15 protein-coding genes and 1 pseudogene are annotated in these 17,862 nt (G+C 65.0%); 9 read left to right on the forward strand and 7 right to left on the reverse strand.

Annotation, left to right across the window (positions count from 1 at the left end; genetic code table 11):
- Window positions 1-286 (forward strand): annotated as a pseudogene (locus AC5Y5Z_RS23220) (hypothetical protein); the annotation flags it as partial.
- Window positions 287-508: 222 nt separating this feature from the next.
- Here the strand turns inward: AC5Y5Z_RS23220 and AC5Y5Z_RS23225 are convergent.
- Window positions 509-1,312 carry a WXG100 family type VII secretion target gene (locus AC5Y5Z_RS23225; protein ID WP_499919413.1) on the reverse strand — a complete coding sequence of 268 codons (804 nt, stop codon included), beginning with the start codon at window positions 1,310-1,312 and terminating at the stop codon, window positions 509-511.
- A gap of 563 nt (window positions 1,313-1,875) precedes the next feature.
- On the reverse strand, window positions 1,876-3,081 hold the full coding sequence (locus AC5Y5Z_RS23230) for a hypothetical protein (RefSeq protein WP_499919385.1): 1,206 nt from the start codon (window positions 3,079-3,081) through the stop codon (window positions 1,876-1,878).
- A 318-nt stretch (window positions 3,082-3,399) separates the two neighbouring features.
- On the opposite strand from AC5Y5Z_RS23230, the gene AC5Y5Z_RS23235 reads away from it, so the two are divergent.
- The 6 genes from AC5Y5Z_RS23235 to AC5Y5Z_RS23260 all read left to right on the forward strand — a co-directional run bounded on the left by AC5Y5Z_RS23235 (window position 3,400) and on the right by AC5Y5Z_RS23260 (window position 11,788).
- Window positions 3,400-4,911, forward strand: a complete 1,512-nt coding sequence (locus tag AC5Y5Z_RS23235; protein WP_499919414.1) for a PE domain-containing protein — start codon at window positions 3,400-3,402, stop codon at window positions 4,909-4,911.
- 391 nt (window positions 4,912-5,302) lie between these two features.
- The gene (locus AC5Y5Z_RS23240; RefSeq protein WP_240751274.1) at window positions 5,303-5,683 is read left to right on the forward strand and encodes a Fis family transcriptional regulator; all 381 of its coding nucleotides are present in this window, start codon (window positions 5,303-5,305) and stop codon (window positions 5,681-5,683) included.
- Between the two features lie 139 nt (window positions 5,684-5,822).
- Window positions 5,823-9,125: a hypothetical protein gene (locus tag AC5Y5Z_RS23245; RefSeq protein ID WP_499919387.1), complete on the forward strand. Its 3,303-nt coding sequence runs from the start codon at window positions 5,823-5,825 to the stop codon at window positions 9,123-9,125.
- Window positions 9,125-9,844, forward strand: a complete 720-nt coding sequence (locus AC5Y5Z_RS23250; RefSeq protein WP_499919388.1) for a hypothetical protein — start codon at window positions 9,125-9,127, stop codon at window positions 9,842-9,844. Before AC5Y5Z_RS23245 ends, AC5Y5Z_RS23250 begins: the two co-directional genes overlap by 1 nt.
- Before the next feature lie 56 nt (window positions 9,845-9,900).
- Window positions 9,901-10,482, forward strand: a complete 582-nt coding sequence (locus AC5Y5Z_RS23255) for a hypothetical protein (RefSeq protein WP_499927798.1) — start codon at window positions 9,901-9,903, stop codon at window positions 10,480-10,482.
- A 976-nt stretch (window positions 10,483-11,458) separates the two neighbouring features.
- Window positions 11,459-11,788 (forward strand): hypothetical protein, encoded by a 330-nt coding sequence (locus AC5Y5Z_RS23260; protein WP_240743961.1) that lies wholly within the window; start codon window positions 11,459-11,461, stop codon window positions 11,786-11,788.
- A 410-nt stretch (window positions 11,789-12,198) separates the two neighbouring features.
- On the opposite strand, the gene AC5Y5Z_RS23265 is transcribed toward AC5Y5Z_RS23260, so the two are convergent.
- From AC5Y5Z_RS23265 to AC5Y5Z_RS23280, 4 genes are all read right to left on the reverse strand, one after another.
- Complete coding sequence (locus AC5Y5Z_RS23265; protein ID WP_133449284.1) at window positions 12,199-13,203, reverse strand: alpha/beta hydrolase; 1,005 nt, start codon at window positions 13,201-13,203, stop codon at window positions 12,199-12,201.
- Window positions 13,204-13,460: 257 nt separating this feature from the next.
- Window positions 13,461-14,183: a hypothetical protein gene (locus AC5Y5Z_RS23270; protein WP_133449311.1), complete on the reverse strand. Its 723-nt coding sequence runs from the start codon at window positions 14,181-14,183 to the stop codon at window positions 13,461-13,463.
- 8 nt (window positions 14,184-14,191) lie between these two features.
- On the reverse strand, window positions 14,192-15,058 hold the full coding sequence (locus tag AC5Y5Z_RS23275; RefSeq protein ID WP_133449285.1) for an RAMP superfamily CRISPR-associated protein: 867 nt from the start codon (window positions 15,056-15,058) through the stop codon (window positions 14,192-14,194).
- Window positions 15,055-15,528 carry a hypothetical protein gene (locus AC5Y5Z_RS23280; protein WP_133449286.1) on the reverse strand — a complete coding sequence of 158 codons (474 nt, stop codon included), beginning with the start codon at window positions 15,526-15,528 and terminating at the stop codon, window positions 15,055-15,057. The genes AC5Y5Z_RS23275 and AC5Y5Z_RS23280 overlap by 4 nt, the downstream gene beginning before the upstream one ends.
- A 173-nt stretch (window positions 15,529-15,701) precedes the next feature.
- Here AC5Y5Z_RS23280 and AC5Y5Z_RS23285 point away from each other — a divergent pair, with 173 nt between their 5' ends.
- A complete protein-coding gene (locus AC5Y5Z_RS23285; RefSeq protein WP_205879842.1) occupies window positions 15,702-17,387 on the forward strand; it encodes a hypothetical protein in 1,686 nt (561 codons plus the stop codon).
- Here AC5Y5Z_RS23285 and AC5Y5Z_RS23290 read toward each other — a convergent pair.
- Window positions 17,384-17,677: a hypothetical protein gene (locus tag AC5Y5Z_RS23290; protein ID WP_338100573.1), complete on the reverse strand. Its 294-nt coding sequence runs from the start codon at window positions 17,675-17,677 to the stop codon at window positions 17,384-17,386. The genes AC5Y5Z_RS23285 and AC5Y5Z_RS23290 overlap by 4 nt on opposite strands.
- On the opposite strand from AC5Y5Z_RS23290, the gene AC5Y5Z_RS23295 reads away from it, so the two are divergent.
- A complete protein-coding gene (locus AC5Y5Z_RS23295; protein WP_338100574.1) occupies window positions 17,676-17,810 on the forward strand; it encodes a hypothetical protein in 135 nt (44 codons plus the stop codon). The genes AC5Y5Z_RS23290 and AC5Y5Z_RS23295 overlap by 2 nt on opposite strands.
- Window positions 17,811-17,862 lie beyond the last annotated feature (52 nt).

Consider the following 17,862-nt stretch of genomic DNA (forward strand, 5'->3'; position numbering starts at 1 on the left):
CCGACTCTTCCCCCACCTACCACTCACTCAAGCCCTCACCCACTGGGCCGACGACGCCCTGGCCGGACAACCCAAAACCCCAGCCCCCCACCACCATCCCGCCGCCTCACTGAGCACCGAACTCCTCATCGACCAAGCCATCCGCACCAACCAATGCCTCAACTGCGCCACACCCAACGCCCCCCAACGCCCCCAACTACCCCTGGCCTCCCCCATCTGCCACCACTGCTGGCCCCACATCGCCACCCAACTCCACCACCCCCCCCAGGAGACCAACACCGCATGACCGACCTCCACGAAACCCCCACCCGCCAACAAAACCGAGCCACCACACCCACCGACACCCGACAACCACCACACGACCCCAGCTAAAGAACCCGACCGACGCGGGCTTCTCGCCCAAATTGGTACGCGAAGCATGTACGGAATCGAAGCCCCGCAACGGCGGATGACCGCTCAATTCGCGCGCTTCGGATGCCGCTGACAGCCGCGGGGGAGCGGTCGTCAATCAGTTGGGGTTAACAGGACCTGGCGGCATCTCGAAGATCACTTCGATGTGACCGTCAGGCATTAGCACTTCGCTGACCCGCCAGCCTCTGTATTGATAGACCCATCGGGTGGTGTCTGGTCCGCAGATTGAGCGGTCAGCATCACGGCTGCCCAGCCAGCAGCTGGTTCCCCCGGGCTCTGGCCCGGGCTGCAACTCGATGGTGATCTCTCCGGTGCTCAGGTCCTTGGAGACGTAGTTGTTGTCTTTGTCGACGTAGCTGACCCTGTCGGTGTCGGGGGGACACAAACTCGCGACATCACCATCTTCGGTGCCGATCCAGCAGAGCTTTTCCGCCGGCTTGCTCGGTGGAGGCTTCGGGTCAACATGGGCCACAGGCACACCCGTGCCGGGCACCAACTCACGCAACCCCGCCGGCCACGCCACCGCAGCCAGCCGCACCGCCCCACCCTTATCCGCACGGCTATACGCCGCCGCATGCTCAGTCAAACGCTGCGAATACACCCCGAAATCCGCCACCTTGGCGGTCACCGACCCCTCCCGAGACGCCAACCCCGCCGCCACACCCACCGCCGTCGGATACCCCATCGGACCATGACTTTCCGCGATCCGCTGCACCTCCACCACCGCCTGAGGCGCAATCAACGCCGCACGCGCCGCCAGCGCCGCATACGCATCAGCAGAACCCAACACATCCGCCGGAGAGACATCCACACCAGCCATCTCGTCGAGCGCCCCCTTCCTCCGCATAACGGCGAAGCGCGATCGGAGCTGAAACCGAAAACTACGTCCACCCCAGGACACCGTCAACGGCTAGGAGACTCAAGCTCGGGGTGGGAGCGGGCGCAATGATGCGAGCAATTTCTTGACCGGATTCTTGGGAGCAGGCTTCGGCCTCCGGTTCCGGGGTGGCCCCTCCCGATGATGCCGGCGGGCGCACCCCGGTGTTCAGAGTGGGCGGGCTTGTCCGTCGATGTGTTGTTGATCGACACCGGTGCGCCTGCCACCTCGGTTGTCCAAATCAGTGAACTGACACTGTGGCCCTGGGGGCGGACGGTACAGCGTGGTGTCGCATCGCTGACAATGAAATGTGCGATGGACCTGCCCGCAGCAGCACTGCTGACTGCCGATCAGGACACGGCCCGGGCCGCCCCGAAGTCTGTGCCCTCGGGGACAATATTCCGGAGCAGGGGGCTCTTCCCACCCTCTCCGGGTGCGTCGCAAAGCGGTCACAGGGCCGACACTATTCGGCGGCGGTGACTTCCCCTGATTGGCCAAGTAGTTCTCGAATCCGGCGCTGGGAGACCTACGGGTATCGGTTTGGCCGGGAGCTTCCTGCCGTATCTCGTGGAACAGGCTAACGCGCGCTACTGGATATCGTTCGTAGTCGGGGCGGGTTTGAGACGGGCGGCGATCTCGGCGAGCTGGTCACTGCTGAACGTTGCAGAGGTCAGTATCACCAGTGTGCCGTCGCGCTCCACGTGCGCTTGTGCCTGTGAACCGAGAACGTCTGATCGGGTGACTCGCACTATCGCCCCGTCGTGCTCCACGGTGCGCCACACGTCGCTGTTAAAGAGCTGCTCGTAGGCAGACGGCTGATCTGCAGCCAGACACTGGGACAACGAGACCGCTTGGTGGCCATCCTCTGAGCGGTAGTTCACCAGCACATACGCCGGCTGCGGAGGACGTGGTGTCGGCGCAATGAATAGGCAATCCAGACGCCAATTGTCGGGAACGCGATCGAGGGTCAGCACCGTGAACGGAGCGCGCTGCTGGGCCTCGGCCAGTGTCAGTCGGGACGGCTGCATCCGCTGGCCGATCGGCTGGACCTCCTCGCCGGCCGGCGGCTCGAAGCGGAACCGCTGCTCTTCGATCGGCCGATCGAAGACGATGTCCATTGCTGTGATCCGGTGGAAGGCCTCGCCGCCAACGAGAGCAACGACGTCGAGCACAACCCCTCGTTCGCGGTCGACCTGCAATGTGTATTGGTCTGCGCCGCTACCGAGTTGATGAAGCATGAACATCTGCTGCGAGCGACGGGAGTCTGCCCAGCGGGGAAAGGCCTGAACGGTCAGCGTGGCCCGTCCGGCGACGGTGGACAGACCGGCCGGGGCGAATCGCAATGCACCCAGCAGGGAGGTCGGATCGAGCATGATCGACACTTGCTCGCCGACCCCGCTGCCAACTTGCGGGTCGTCTTGGTTGCTTCGAGCGCCCATGCGTGGATCCCATGACCACCACAGATCACCCGCGCGAACAGCGTAGGAGCCGTCACTGGGCCCGCCCTCGTGTTCCTCGCGGACGCGATCAGCCTCGCGCCAGATCCGCAAAAACTCCACCTGCTCCGCGGCTACCTGCTCCCCGCTGCTGCGGAATGCCATCGTCGAGATCGCCGCACCCGCGTTTCTCAGCTTGTCGAGGTCGGCGCGCAGCGCAGCGGCCGCATGCTCGCTGTGCCGCCAGATCCGAAACGTGGCCTGCACGGAGGAAAAAGCGTTGTCAGCGCCGTGCAGCAGCTCGAGCGCGGCACCCAGGGCAGGAATGCCATCGTCGTCGACCACGGAATCAGACACCCAGTTAGGCTACGCATCTGGCGGTGAAAGTTGCTTGCCGCGAGACAAGCCCGTTAATGATTCCCACGCCTGCTGCCAACGTCCGCAGAGCATCGGAGGCTCGAAACAGATCCGCCGGCCACGACATCTACGGCGGCCACGAGAGGCCTTCCCTTCTCCGCCCGAGTAGCGGTGTGGCAGAGCAGTGCCGAGCTGCAGAAATTTCGTCCGGTCAAGGACACGTCAACCTCGCCGTGAGCGAGTGAGCAATCTATTTGCCGTGTCCCCTTCCTGTGCTCTACTGCGGGCATCGCGGACCAGGGAGGTTGTATGTCGTGGATGTTCGTGGCGCCCGAGGACTTGGTGTCTGCTGCTTCTAATCTTGCGGGGATGCGGGGAGCGCTGGACGCTGCCAACGCTGCAGCGACAGGTCCGACGACGACGGCTCTGGCCGCCGGGGCCGATGAGGTATCCGATGCCATCGCAAGCTTTTTCAACTCGCTCGGCGAGGATTACCGCCTCGTCTCCGCGCAGGCCGCGGCCTACCACGCTCAATTCGCGGATCTGATCGCATCCAGCGGCGCTCAATACGCCATAGCCGAGGCGGCATCCGTTAATCCCCTGCAGAGCCTGGGCAACGCCGTGGCCGCGCTGCCGGCAGGGCCGTACCAGGCACTCGACGATCTCCTGAGCACCCCCACCCTTGCGCCACTGGAAAGCCTGATTAACACCCCCACCAACCTGCTGCTGGGCCGGCCACTGATCGGTGACGGCGCCGCGGGAACCGTGGCCGCGCCGAACGGCCAGCCTGGAGGACTGCTATTTGGCAGCGGCGGCAACGGCTACGACGGTGCAGGCGGCGCGGGCGGGGCAGCCGGACTGATCGGCAACGGCGGACACGGTGGCACCGGCGCACCCAGCGGAACGGGCGGAAACGGCGGCGCGGGCGGCCTGCTGTGGGGGACCGGCGGAAATGGTGGAAACGGCGGCGCCGCAGCCGGTCTCGGCTGGAGCGGTGGCACAGGCGGCAACGGCGGCAACGGCGGCCTGCTGTGGGGCAATGGTGGTACTGCAGGCAACGGCGGAGTTGGCGGAGCCGCAACCACGATCTACGGCAACGGAGCCAATGGGGGCGCAGGCGGCAACGGCGGGGCCGCCGGAGTGCTCTACGGTGTACCCGGAAGCGGGGGAGCGGGCGGCCTTGGCGGCCCGGGCAGCTTATTCGGCTATCCAGGGCCCGCGGGCATCGGCGGCCCCGTGGGCACAGCCAGCCTCGTCGGGACGATCCAAGCCAATCTCAACGGTGTCCTGGGCACCGGCTTGGCCAACATCAACATCCTGTTCACCGGCTTCGCTGATCAGATCATCGGCACCGTCGATGGCATCGTCGACGGGGCCATCGGTCAGGCCGGCGTCCTGCTGCACGGGTTTCTCGTCGACATCGAAGGCACGGTGCTCAACAGCCTCGGCCTGGGCTTCCTCAACCCGGGAGCCGGCAACCTGGGCCTGCTCAACGCCGGAACCGGCAACACCGGATTCCTGAACTTCGGTAACGGCAACAGCGGCATCGCGAACTTCGGTTCCAATAACATCGGGTCACTCAATTTCGGTACCGGGAACAACGGCTATTTCAACGTTGGCTTCGACAACATCGGCAGCTTCAGCTTCGGCGGATCCAACAGCGGTGCTTTCAACGTCGGGTTCAGCAACATCGGCAGCTACAACTTCGGAGTCAACAACACCGGCAATTTCGACCTCGGCATCGGAAACACCGGTGACCGAGCGATCGGCTTCTTCCTGACCGGCAGCGACATGATCGGATTCGGTCCTCTCAGCATCCCCTTCGGCTAACGTCGCCAACTGGAAATCTTCACAGGATGAAGCTGCCCGCTTGCAACTGTGCCGAGTGCCGACCGGGACGCGGCACGCGCCCCACCCGAAGTCTGCGCCCGTAGGGGCAGCATTTAGCAGCAGGGGCACTTGTCACCCGTCAGGTGCGCCGCGAAGCGTCCACGCAACCACATTATGGGGCGACGCAGATCGCTACTAATTAGCGAAGTGGCACAGGAACTTAACGGCAAATGGATCGAGCATCGGTGGCTCTCGGAGCCCGAATGCTGGCACAATCCCTACTTGTACCTGAGCACAAGTAGGGATTGTGCGTGTCAGTGTCGTTGGTTAGCATTTGGTTCGTGCAAATCGAGGCTCTAAGGCTGGCATCCGCGTGATGGCAGGAAGCTCGATGACCGAGCTGATTCAGGATGCGGCTCAACGTGACGTCCAAGGTTTCTCAGCAAGAATCGCCGACGTGTCCCTGGAGGTTGCGGTGGACACATGGCTGCGGCGGGTGGTCCGGCGTAAAGCAACCCCTATTCAACGTGCGCGCTTGGTCAAAGCTGTGGAGCGGGGCAGCAGCCCGGAGACCAAGGACATCCAACTCACTCGTGCTGCGCTGCTGCGTGCTGCGGGCTTGGATGAACGTTCGGCCGCCGCGGCCGCAATCGAAGCGGGAGCGACGTTCACCGAAGTCGGATCCATCCTGGGGATGACTCAGCAGGGTGCGAGCGCACGGATCCGCCCTTACTTGAACGACCGCGCCGCTACGTCAGGGCCGCGCGCATGACCGAATTCCGGTATGTCGCAGATTGGCTGGCAGCAGGTTGCGCGAGCGCCGACGTCGGTGCCGTCGTGGACAGGAGACAGCAGCACGAGGGGGCCGCGTTAATTTTCGGTCGCAACATTGTTCCGGTGGGGCAGTAGCCATGACCGCTGGCGCAGCCGATATTGGGCGTCATGTCCTGGTCCTGACCGCTGCAGGATCATTCACTGTCGAGGGCCGGCGGCTGACAGATCCGGTCGACACTGCCGGCAAGCTCGGCAAGCTCATCTTGTGGTCGGTCAAGCGTGGGGGGCTGCAGGCGATACCGGGCTTTGGTGATCAAATGGGCGCTGCGCGGGTGTGGGTGACGGGCGCAGCAGTGGATCTGCTGGTCGGCGCCCCTGGCGATCGAGCCGGGGATCCAGCCACACACCTTGGTCAAAGGCTGGCGCCGCTCGTCGACGACGGGTGGGAACTACGTGGCGGCACAGGGCCAGCGGTAGTCCTCGCACATGGCCGCGGACCTGAGCGGGTGGTCGTTGAGGTGCTGGCTGAGCAGCAACCGTGGCTGGCTGCCGGTGATGCTGCGGTCGCCGACGACGCCGCAGAACTCGGCCGTCGGCTCCGCTGTTGGTATGCCGCTTTGGGGGTGCTGCCCGGGCACGGAGGCGCGGCCTCGGGTGCATTGCTGGCCGACCACGTCATGGCTGCTCGCACCGGCCGTCGGGGCGTCGTGGTCTCGACGCCCGGACTGCTGCCAGCGTGGGTGTCGCCGGAACTGCGGATCCAGCCCGCCTGGTCGGCGACCACCGACCAGACCGAATACGAGTTGCGACGCTGTGACGAACTGGTGCGCCTGAACCAACAGAGCCCAGCGCTGGCCTCGGCAGGGATGCTCACGTTTGGGCACGGCCAAACGCAGGCGTTAGAAAGCGCTGCCGCAGTCGCCGCCGCGCGCGCACAGAAGCGCCCATTTGGCCTCTGGCTCGTTGACCTGCCCGCAGCAGACGAGCTGGACCTGCCCGCGACCTTGCCGCTACCGCACCCTCGCATGGTCGCCAACCAGCGATCCCAGGCGTGGGTGACCACCGAAGACCTCGACGGCCTGGCCAAAGATGTTCGTGACGGCGGCGCCGGGCTGAGCGTCGAACAGCTCGAAATCAGCGAAGCGATCGTCTGGCCGCAGAAAGCACGCATCCTGGAGGCATGGGCGACTCGGCTGCGCAACGCCCGGGAATCATTCGCCGACGATGCGCCACTGCTGGAGCTGGTGGACGCCGCCGCTAACGACTACCTTGCCGCCCTCGCTGACCCCGATGCGTGGGCGGATGAAGACTCGCGGCACCACTTTCAACCGGCCTGGGCTGCGACGATCGCCGCACACATCCGCCAGCGCGCACGGCGCGCAGCGATGCGGATCTCTCGTGAACACCGAACGTGGCCGCTCTACGTGGATGGCACATCGATGGTGTACGGGCCGTCGGCTCCGTTGGAGTCCAGTGCACCAGTTGATCTGTCCGACAGTCACACTCGGCTCGGGCGGCTGGTTGTCACGTCTCGTGCCGAGTTGACCGAGCAGACCATTCTGGGCATGCTGCTCGCCGAATCCACCGCTGAGGTCTATGCGGTCCTCAGCGCAGCACTTGGCCCGTCAGCGGTGGGAGTCGACCAACTGCAAGACGCTGCCGTCCAATCGCCGCCCCCGCGTGACACCCCTGGTCGGCAAGATGCTGACGACGCGGAACCAACGTTGGTCGCCCCCGAGGTTGCGGGTTCTGGGGGTGAGGAGGTGGCCAAGAGCGCACCTGATGACGCCGAAGACAGGAATGCGGCAGCTGGTGCGCCTGGTCGTCGTCGCCGCGGGCCGGTTGGTGTACGTGCGAAACTGGGTGGGTCGCCGGCAGCGGTCCTGGACGCCGGCGGGCTATGGATGGCCGACGGATCCAAACACAACCTGCCGGAACCGATAACCCATGTGGGACACGTCGCTGAACTAGCCTACGCGCATCGTCTTGGCTACCTATTGACAGCGAAATATTCTGAGCCCGGACAGATTTGGATCACCGAGCAAGCATGTCGTGGCTTCGGCATCGACGTCGACCTCGTCTTGGAGAAGAAGCCGAAGGATCGTGACGCGGTCCTGCGCGACTGCACCCAAGACATTCCCTTCGTCACCCAGGCCGTGGCCGACGGCTGGAAGCTCGGCGGGGGCGGCGAAGGCGCGTCGGCCCGCCTGGGAATCTGGACCAGGATCTACCCGTCGGATCAGCAGCGCAAAGGCGTCTGGGTTGTGCTGATTCCCGGGATGGCGAGTTCCGGTGACTCGCCTCAGGAGGTCATCAACGTGCCGGTCCTCATCGACGGGCCAGGTGATGAGGGGATCGAGGTATCCGCGCCGAGTACGGTCGCTCGCCGACTCAAACTGCTGGCCGATGCCCAACGGTTTCCGCTGAAGATCAATCCCGGAGTCACCGCCATCGATCTGATGGTGCAATCGCGACCCCAAGGCACCACCATTGAAGAATGGCGCAATGGGCCGCTGGCGCCCTCGACGTTCGATGTTCCGTTCACCATCAATGATGTTGAGCGCGACTTCAATTGGACGCGGACACCTACTGCTGAGGAGCTGCAATGCCGCTTCGTGCACGCCTACGATCGGGGCGGGTCCTACCCTGCCGCAATCGCCGGGCTGGAGCTGCCGATCGGTGAACCCGTTCACCATCCTGACGGGTCGGTGTTCGAGGATCCCGCCCGGTTGGCGCAGCTGGTCAGGGCGCCGGGTCTGGTCACGATCGTGGTGCCCGAACCAGAGGATTGGCGGGTGCCGTTCCTGTTGAATCCTGCTGGGCTGCAGTTCACTTCGCCGAAGCCTACGACGACGGCGCGGCTGGAACGTGCGTTGAAGCTCGGTTACCGTCCGACCATCGTCGAAGCCTACAGCTGGCCTAATCACGGCCGCGTGCTGAAAGGGTTCTACGAGCGGGTGCGTGACGCTTCTGTCGTGCTGGACAGCGATGATCCCGATGCTCAGGCCGCCCGCAATCAGTCGAAGGTCATCCGCAACGTAGGGATCGGGCTGATGGGTTCTGAATCAAATCTCAAGGGCAAGACCGGGTATGACCCGATGAAACGCCTGAGCATCATCGGCAAAGCCAGCGCGAATATCGCCTACCGGCTCGACCAGATCGGACAAGCGACGGGCCGCTGGCCGGTCGCGGTGGAAAAAGACACTGTGCTCTACCTTTCCGACGACCCCGACCCCCGGGCGGCATGGCCCGGAGAGGCGAAGACCTGGGGCCGCGGCTTCGGCCAATACAAACACGAGGGCTCAGCACTGCTGTCCGACCAGGTCGAATTTCTCGACGGCCGCCACTACAAAGGCAAACCGGCGCTGCTGGATCCCGACGAGTGGGCCGACATGCTGGGGTCGCTGGCCAGCCCTGCTGATGTGAAGAGAGGCAGCTGATGGCGCGGCCCCGGCGGCGCCGTAACCTGACCGGCGACGACCTCGGTCGATACGGATCCGCATCGGCCGGTTCGGTTGACGTCGACCGTGCCGCAGCAGGACTGAGAGTGCCCAAGGCCCAAGTGCGCGAGGCGATCAAGCAGGCCAAAGCCGCACAACGTCAGGTCATTTACCGGGCGATCTCGGGACGTCGTAGCGCCGATGTGAGCAGCGGAACCAACACCACGGGAATGTTGCTGGCGGCGTTCGGTCGCGGTGTGCGAGGCGCGGCGGTCAATGCGAAGGCCGCTGCTGCCAAGCTCGGGGTGGCGGTGTCGACGGTGCGGCGTTGGGCTGCCGGGACACAACAACCTTCCGCAGCTCACCTCGCCGCGGTGCAAGCCGAGTCCAGAAAGGCGGCGACCACCAAAGCGGGCCGCAAAGCCGCCACCGACGACTTTCGCACCAGCCCCCATGGCCAAGCAGCCCTGGTCGGTGGAACGTCGTTGTGGATCAGTGGAAACCAGGGCCCAGGCGGCAATGTCGAGGACCAATACACCAAAGACCGAACCATCCGGCAACACATCGACGTCGAGGACGTCGAAGCGATGCTGCGAGCGTATGAAGAGGGCGGCGATGAAGGCCTGCACGCCTGGCTGACCGAGGTGATGGACCAAAAATACCTCGCCGACTGGGGATTCATCAGCATCGAGGACTTCGGATTCGGCGAACGGCCGTGACCATTTTCGTCGATCCGGTAGCGGGGCCGCGTTGGACCCGGGGACGCCTTGCCGACATGCTGATCGACTGCTACGGCACCAGCCCCAGAGGCCGGGTCAATGCTGATGCCGTCGCCGAGTACGTCGGTGTCACCGCGGCGACAGTGCGCCGCTGGATCAGTGGCGGGCAGCGCGACCGGCGCCGCGCACCACTGTGCCCGCCGAAGCGCATCACGCAACTACAGAGAGGCCCCGATATCGTTGAGCGCCGTAACCAGCAGCTCTACGAACGCGCGCTGTCCGCCATCGGCAGCATCAACGGCAATGACCCGATACCGGCCGAGTGGGACAAGCAGCAGTGGCTTGACACGCACACCGTCGCCATCGGCGCAATCCACGGAAAGCCCTGGTACCAAGTGGCTGTCACCAACGCCGGCCCCCGCTCCATGACCGAACTGCGCCGCCGGGTCACCGTGATCGACGCCCTTGAAGTCCCGACCTGGTTCCACGCACAAGTCCTTACCCACACCGTGATGACCCGACAACAAGCATGGCGCGTACACCCCGCAAAGACACAACTGACCAGCGGACGCACGCACGTGTGGATGAATAACGCACCACCGCTCAAGCTCATTGACTACGCCCCGGGTGAGGGTTGAGGGCCGCCCTGACCCGTACAACAAGTCCAGTGAACGTATGACCAAGGAGGACTGTACATTTCATGGAAAGTCACAACGATGAGGAAATCCTCGACACCCTAGTGCGCATCTCCGAGGGGGCGCCTGAGGCCTTGAAGAACCGTCACCTGCCTGCTGCTCTGCAGGACAACCTCGTCTATATCCGAGCCAACGTGTCGGACGCGTTGAAAACACTAGCGATACAACTCTAACGAAGTTCGCGATAGGTACGAGGGAAAGAGACAACGACGATGACCACTGCAGCGGGTACAGGAAACATCGCGGCGCTGGCTGAAGTCCTTGGCAGCGCCTGGGATTCGGGTCAAAGCTCGGATAAAGGGTCCACGGTCAGAGAAAACGCAATCCACGATCTCACTGGACGGTGGCTAGACTTGCGCACAGTCGCCGCCGCCGATGCACCTGTTCGATCCGTCGTTTTCAACCAAGCGGATGGGACGATTGCTGCGCGATTCGACGAACGCCACGGAGTAGTTTTCGGCGACGATCGCCCGTTCCCGTGGGACGTTCTTCGTGGTCCCTTGACGCTGCTGTGGCATCCAGACGACCACCCTACGCAGTAGTCCGGTACCGGCTCCGAACTGCCGAGGTTGAAGGCGAGGGGTGACGCAGCATGGCACGCGAAACGACTGAGGCCGAGGCGCCGGAACTCGTTCGGGCAATTCGACTCTGGTCAGACGAAGCCGAAGCCTCAAGGAGGGCAGCGCAATGACCCCCGCCGGGCGACCCCATGGAAGATTGTCAGACCGAGAGGCGAACAGTTATGGCGAGATTGATGAGCGTGGCGCTAACGACAGGTCAGGTACGCGCCCGCCAGAAAACGGTCACCCGTAGGGTTGGGTGGGAAGCTCTCAAGCCCGGGGACCTAGTGACCCCGTGCCCAAAAGTGCGCGGCCGGCGGGCTGGTGAGCCCCTGGAACGGATCGTCACGGTCGAGATCGTGTCTACTCGCCGTGAGCGGCTTGACAGCATCACCGCGGAAGACGTGATCGCCGAGGGCTTTCCGGGCATGACGACCGAAGAGTTCATCGATTTCTTTGCCGCGTCCCACCGCGGCGTGACCGCTGCTAGCGAGGTCACCCGGGTCGAGTGGAGATACCCACGCGAGTGTCGAGTCTGCGGGTGCACCGACTACAGCGCGTGCGACACAATCAGCGGCCCATGCGCCTGGAAGATTACCTACGACGACGACACCGGCATCTGCACCGCCTGCCGCGCGCCCGCCAGTTCAGCAAAGGTATTACCAACCGAGACAGCGAGTGTCATATGAGTGGGGCACAAGAAGCCGAAGCGTTGACTCCAGCGCAATCCCCTTGGGAGGTCCCATTCGGGATGTCCACCTGTGAGCTGACTCAGACAGTCGAGGGGCCTATTTTCGGCGGCGACGGCCGCGTGGTTGAGTTTGGCCCGCGTATCCACCACCGGGGTGTTCAGCACATCTACGATGACGGCACTGTGCGCGTCGTCGTCAGGCCAGGAGACCGTGACACCTATCGCGCGAGCGGCTACTACATGTCCGTCGAGTCATTGGCAGGTACGCCTGCGCAGCAATTCAGTAACGTTCACGCAGCGTTGACGGCCGCGAGTGAAGAGCTCCTACATTGGCCTCACCACCGTCGCGCCTTATCCCTCGCCCGGATCCGCCCCGCCGGTCCGAGATAGGGGCGGACACTGTGGTCGTCAACGTAATGTCCTGCGGGACTGAGCGTCTGGGCTGTTGAGGGCGTCGCGCAAGATGGTGTGGACATCGGTGTTGGCGCGCGCGGCAGTGTCGAGTTGGTCGGCCAGATTGTAGAAGCCGTGAAACATGCCCGGGTAGCACCGCGCCGTGGTCGGCACGCCGGCGGCGCGCAGCTGGCGGGCGAACTGTTCACCGGCCGCGCGCTGCGGGTCGGCGTGGGCCAGGACCAGATGTGCTGGCGGCAGTGTGCACAGCTCGGCGAGAAGGGGTGAGGCCAGCGGATTGAGCCGGTCGTGGTCGCCAGCGAGATATTGGTCGCTGAACCAGTGCAGGTGTTCGGCGGTGACGACCGCCGCCCGCGGCGGAGTGGGGGTGGGCGCGGATTGGCGTCGCTGGTCGACGACGGGACAAAGCAGGAGCTGGAAGGCGATGGGCGGTCCGCTGCGGTCGCGGGCCAGCAGGCACACGCCGATCGCCAGGTTGGCACCCGCACCTTCTCCGGCCACCGCCACCCGGTGCGGATCGCAGCCCATCTGCTCGGCGGTGTCGGCCGCCCACCGGGTCGCCGCCCAGGCGTCTTCCAGCGCGGCGGGAAAGCGGTTCTGGGGGGCCAGGCGGTAGTCGACGGCCACAACGACCGCGCCGACGCCGTTGGCCAGGCGGCGGCAATCGGCATCCCGTGCCACGGAGTCGCGCAGGACGAAACCGCCGCCGTGAAAGTAGACGATCAGCGCGGCATGGGTGTTGGCACCCGGAGTGGTGTGGGTGCTCAGCGGTTCGTAGATGTGCACCGGGATATCGCCGTGGCCATCAGGACCGTGCGCCCGACGACTGTGCACGCGCGCAACCTGGACGTGCCGGCGGGGCGTGCAATTGCCGCGCAGGTGCTGGCGAAGCTCGAACGCATTCGATCGGCTTTCGTCAAAGATCAGGGCCCAGCGGTCGGAAACCCGTTCCACAAAAGGCGTTTCCGCGGATTCGGAGGCGTCGGCCGCGCGGGTCATCGGAGATGTCCGTGGCCTTGCTGCGGTGGTTCTGTCCGGCTACCGGCTCGGTCGGCGCCCGGGGCGGGCTCACGGTCGGGAAGTTGATTGACTCGTAGCAGGGCGCGGACACGCACGGCCGAAAAAGGCACGCGCGGCTGGGACAGCATGAGCGAAGATCGTATCTCCCGCGCTGTGGTGGCGGTCAGCTTTGAGGGACTTCATACGACGTTCTTGATCAGAGGTCGATTCTTCTTCTGTTGCGAGGAGGCGGCGTATCAGCGTGCCGGTTGAAAAGCGGGGGCCCGACTAGCCGGATGAAGGTAGGGCGGGCGGAGTGTACCGGTGCCCAGTGGCCCAGCACTGGTGATGTTATTGGAGCCTAGGCAGCGGGGAGGGGTGGATCGGCCCAGGATTCCGGGTTCGTGCTCGTGGCCCGCGGACCAGTCGGTGGCGGAGGGTATTTCGGTGACCTGCCAATGGGTGACTAAGCCTTCTCCGACGCCGGTGTGCTTGCCGATCGATGGAAGGTCGGTGAGCAGATCGCGGATGGTGTCTGGTTCTCCGACGGCGCGCCAGGTGAGGTGGGTGGCTGGGTGTGCCATGACCGGGATGACGCGGTGTTGATAGCGAGCGGTCCTGTCCGAAACGGCTTTCGAGATGACTGGCGCGAGTTGTTGAAGTCGATGGTGGTTGGTGCGGGAGGTTCGCCACCTAATGTCGGGTTCGCTGACGGACTGGTTATGGGGATGTAGGTCGGCGAAGGTCGCCATCCAGTGCCAATCGTCGGCGTTTTCAGGGTCTCCGCAGCGAGCGAGCGGTAATTCTAAGGTTTCTGGGGGCTGGGATGGCTGGTAGGTGAGGTGGTGGCCGGCGGCGCGAGCGGCCCATTTTCGTCGGTGCCAAATGACTGAGGCGAGGAGGCCGTCGAAGGCGATACCCCAGGGCCGCGACAGTACGACGCCGTACGGGGTGGTGGCGGTGATGTGTAGCGGGATCATGTTGGCGCTCAGGTGATTTTGCATAGTGCCGCCATGACGTCACTGCGATGTGTCGCGAGTTCGGATTTCCAATCGATGGTGGAGTCGGGGAAATGTCCGCGTTGCACGGTGGGGGTGAGGGTGGCGGTGATTGTGCCGTGGCCGGCGGCGATGCGTCCGCCGAGATGGCCGTTGCGGGCGAAGGTGTCGAGGACGTCACGCAGGAATGCGGTCTGGTGGTTGGTGGCGTTGGTGAGGCGCACCCAGGTTTGAAGCCGGGTTCCGGCTGGGAGGGTCTCGACACCGAATCTGCCTAGGGGGCTGGTCGTTTCGTCGAGATCGGTACACGGTGGTTGGTCGGTGTGGGCGCGGTGATCGGAGAGGTGGCTATATGATTCTTCGGCGAGAGTGTGCACGGCAGGCAGAGGGGTGCCTGCTGGCGCCGGCCGGGGCAGGATGTGGGCGAGCTCGGCGACCTCAGGCAAAACCTTGCCGACGGCGAGGAGCCCGGACATGATCCGGCCGGAGGCTGCGCCGCCGAACACTGCCAGCTGGGGGAGTAGGGCTTTGAGGTGGCGCTCGTCCTCGTCGGTGAAAGGGCTGGCTGATTTGGCGAGGCGGCCGCCGTTGGTGAGTAAGTGCGCGGCCGGAACGGGCAGCGCACCTTCGTAGTCGAGGACTGCGGCGGTGAGTTCTTCTCCGATGCGGCGAAGGACACCGCGGAAACCGCTGCCGGACACGATGGGGACCAGCGTCGTCTCGCCGGCGGGGCTGAGGACCTTCTCTCGGCGGAACAGTGTGAAGTTGTCGGTGCCGACAGCGGTGTAGTCCTCGCGGTGCACGATGGATGATTGGGCCAGGACGTCGATGTCCCACTGAATACTGTTAAGGGTCAATTGCGTGCCGCTTTGCGTTTGGCGGCAACGGCTTCGGCGATGATGCGGACCCGCAACAGCAGTGCCGGCAGGCTGGTGTGCAATGCGGTGAGGACCGGCAGAGATGGTTCGCGCAGCAGCCCGGCAAGTTCCAGTCGCCGGTCTGCGGAGCGCGGTGTGGCAGCGCCGAGACGTACCAGAGCCGGCGAGGACCACCACTCATCGAGTGTCGTGGCGCGGTAGGCGGCGCGGCGCACTCTGCTGGGAAGAATCTCGTCCCAGTAGGTTTTGCGGTACTTCGGTTCGCCGATCCAGCTGTTGTCCCAGTCGATGCTGTAGTGCAATAACAGCAGCAGCCTTTCTGCAGTGTCGGCCGGATGGGCGGCCACTGCTGTTGGCGGTGCACCGGTTTCGGCGTCGCTGTCGACGGTGAACGATGGCAGTTCGGGCACCAAAGCTTGCCACGTTCGGGTCGGCGTGAGCTCGGTCATGGGCGTCAGGGTAGCGGGTAAGGGTGCCACCGAGGTGTTTACTTGTCGGCCGAGGGCTGGGGGTTTGAGCTGTTGGCTGGATACTGCGCGATTGTGAGCGCTTGGCTGACATCGTGAGCGTGGTTTCGTGTCAGCGGGTCTGGTTTGTCGGTGGCTCCCGCACAATGGCAGCCATGGGTGGGCAGTTGCGTCGGATTGGTGATCCGGTGGTGGCTGCGGCCTCGGAGGGTGCGCGTGTGCGCACCCGGCTGCACTTGACCGCCGACGAGGCCGCGGCGTTGGGCGAGGCCGGTGAGTTCTTGGGTTCGGTGTATCGCCGCGAGCTTGCGGGTCGGATCACGTTGGGCCGGTTGGACCGCAAGGCGCACGCAGTGTGGCGCGCTGAGCGTAAGCGTGCGGTGACGGCGGTGGCGTCGTCGCGGTGGGCCGGTGCGCTCACCCGCGCGGTCGAAGACCAGTATCAGCTGGGGATGCGCGCCCTGGACGCCGAGGTCACCGATTTGCGGGCCGCGATCACGGTGCTGGAATCCCGGTGTGCGCTGCGCCGGGGTGAGGTCGGTGCCCCGGACCGCGATGTTGCTGGTGGGCCGCGGCGGCGGTCACGGCGCGCGGTGCGCGGTTATCGCACGGCGGCCGAGCGGTTCTGCAAAACCCGCCGCCTGGCCGCGCTGCGCGCGCGCCTGGACGGGGCGCAAGCTGCGTTGGCCGCGGGCCGGCCGTCGATCACCGTGGGCGGCAACAGGCGGTGGCGCACCCGGCAGAACCTCACTGCCGCTGGATTGAGCGAGCAGCAGTGGCGGGACCGTTGGGACACGGCCCGCATGTTCCTGACCGCTGACGGTGAATCCGGTAAGGCCAGCGGTAACGAGACAATCCGCGTTGATGAGTCAGGCCATCTTCGGGTGAAAGTACCTGCCGCCCTGACTGATCGGTTCGGCACCCATCTGCACATCGCCGCCCCGGTTGCGTTCAACCATCGAGGTGACGAATGGCTTTCCCGTGTGGTTGCGCGTCGGGCGGTGCGCTACGACATCATGTATGACCCGGACCGGGGCCGCTGGTATCTGGACGCCTCCTGGACCACCACCCCGGTCTCGGTCCCCGAGCTCGACGAGCTGCGCGAACACCGGGTGCTCGGGGTGGATCTCAACGCTGATCACCTCGCCGCCTGCGTGCTCGACCCCTCCGGCAACCCCATCGGGCAACCCGTAACTATTCCTGTCGAGACCGCCAGTTTTCGTGCCACCCGCCGGGATGGGCGGGCCCGCGCGGCGATCACCACCCTGCTCGACCTCGCCCACCACCACGGTTGCGCAGCGGTGGTGGTCGAAAACCTTAACTTCACCGACGCGCGTAGTACCGGGCGTGAAACCCTGGGCCGCGGCAGGCGAGGAAAACGCCTTCGCCGCACCGTGTCCGGGATCCCCACTCGGCGTTTCCGAGACCGGCTCACCGCCATGGCTGCCCGCCGCGGCATCGCTGTGATCGGCGTGGATCCGGCCTACACCAGCAAGTGGGGGCGTCAGCATTGGCGTAACCCCTTGCAGCAGCAGACTTCCGATCCGACCGCTGTCACCGTGCATCACGGTGCGGCGGTCGCGATTGGCAGACGTGGACTCGGCGTGCCGATCAGGCGGCGGCCGGCAGGACCCCGCACCCAACAGCGGATGCGTGCGGGCACTCCACCGGCTAGACCCGACCAGCCACCGAGCGCCACACGACGGTGTGACAGTTCTGGCCCACCGACACGCCCACCACGACGACGAGGCGTACCGGTCCACCAGCCAACACCCGCCGCCAGCGGCCAACACCGTTCGGGCCGCACACCGAGCAGAAACTCAGTTTCGCTCAGTATCTAGGAACGGTTGGTGAGGGTTCGGCCAGCTGACCAAAGCGGTGGAATTGTGCGCCACGGCTGAATGGCCGCCCACGCCCGCAGGATCGCCGGCCAGCGGTCGGTGGGTTGTTTGGTGAGTAGCTGCGCCGGCGGAACTGGGTCACCGAGCTGTGGCCAGGTGGCCCCGACCGTGATGCGCAGCCACTGCAGATCGGTCAGTCGTCGCGCGGCGGCGGCGTCCCAGGCAACAACGAGGCCATCGGTGGCTAGATGCCCCCACTGGGTGGTCGGCAGGATGTGCCGGCGGCGCATGGTAGGCACCATCGCAGCGTGTGTGGTGGGTAACGGTCCGGCAGTCAGTATCGGCGTCAAGTCGGTGCTGGGGGAGTACTCGTTCAACGAGGTTGTCGTGATCAGTAGCGTCGGCTGCGTGGTCGGCGGATGACTGTAAGCCCACGCACACGCGACGCATAATCGGCGGGCCCCGAAGGGCCACG

This window comes from Mycobacterium sp. NGS29, assembly GCF_059812965.1.

Bases quoted from the DNA above. Each gene is read 5' to 3' on its own strand.
- AC5Y5Z_RS23285 (WP_205879842.1), top strand. From the start codon at position 15,702: ATGGGTGGGCAGTTGCGTCGGATTGGTGATCCGGTGGTGGCTGCGGCC.
- AC5Y5Z_RS23265 (WP_133449284.1), bottom strand. From the start codon at position 13,203: ATGACCCGCGCGGCCGACGCCTCCGAATCCGCGGAAACGCCTTTTGTG.
- AC5Y5Z_RS23245 (WP_499919387.1), top strand. From the start codon at position 5,823: ATGACCGCTGGCGCAGCCGATATTGGGCGTCATGTCCTGGTCCTGACC.
- AC5Y5Z_RS23295 (WP_338100574.1), top strand. From the start codon at position 17,676: ATGGTAGGCACCATCGCAGCGTGTGTGGTGGGTAACGGTCCGGCAGTC.
- AC5Y5Z_RS23240 (WP_240751274.1), top strand. From the start codon at position 5,303: ATGACCGAGCTGATTCAGGATGCGGCTCAACGTGACGTCCAAGGTTTC.
- AC5Y5Z_RS23280 (WP_133449286.1), bottom strand. From the start codon at position 15,528: ATGACCGAGCTCACGCCGACCCGAACGTGGCAAGCTTTGGTGCCCGAA.
- AC5Y5Z_RS23270 (WP_133449311.1), bottom strand. From the start codon at position 14,183: ATGATCCCGCTACACATCACCGCCACCACCCCGTACGGCGTCGTACTG.
- AC5Y5Z_RS23255 (WP_499927798.1), top strand. From the start codon at position 9,901: ATGCTGATCGACTGCTACGGCACCAGCCCCAGAGGCCGGGTCAATGCT.
- AC5Y5Z_RS23235 (WP_499919414.1), top strand. From the start codon at position 3,400: ATGTTCGTGGCGCCCGAGGACTTGGTGTCTGCTGCTTCTAATCTTGCG.
- AC5Y5Z_RS23250 (WP_499919388.1), top strand. From the start codon at position 9,125: ATGGCGCGGCCCCGGCGGCGCCGTAACCTGACCGGCGACGACCTCGGT.
- AC5Y5Z_RS23290 (WP_338100573.1), bottom strand. From the start codon at position 17,677: ATGCGCCGCCGGCACATCCTGCCGACCACCCAGTGGGGGCATCTAGCC.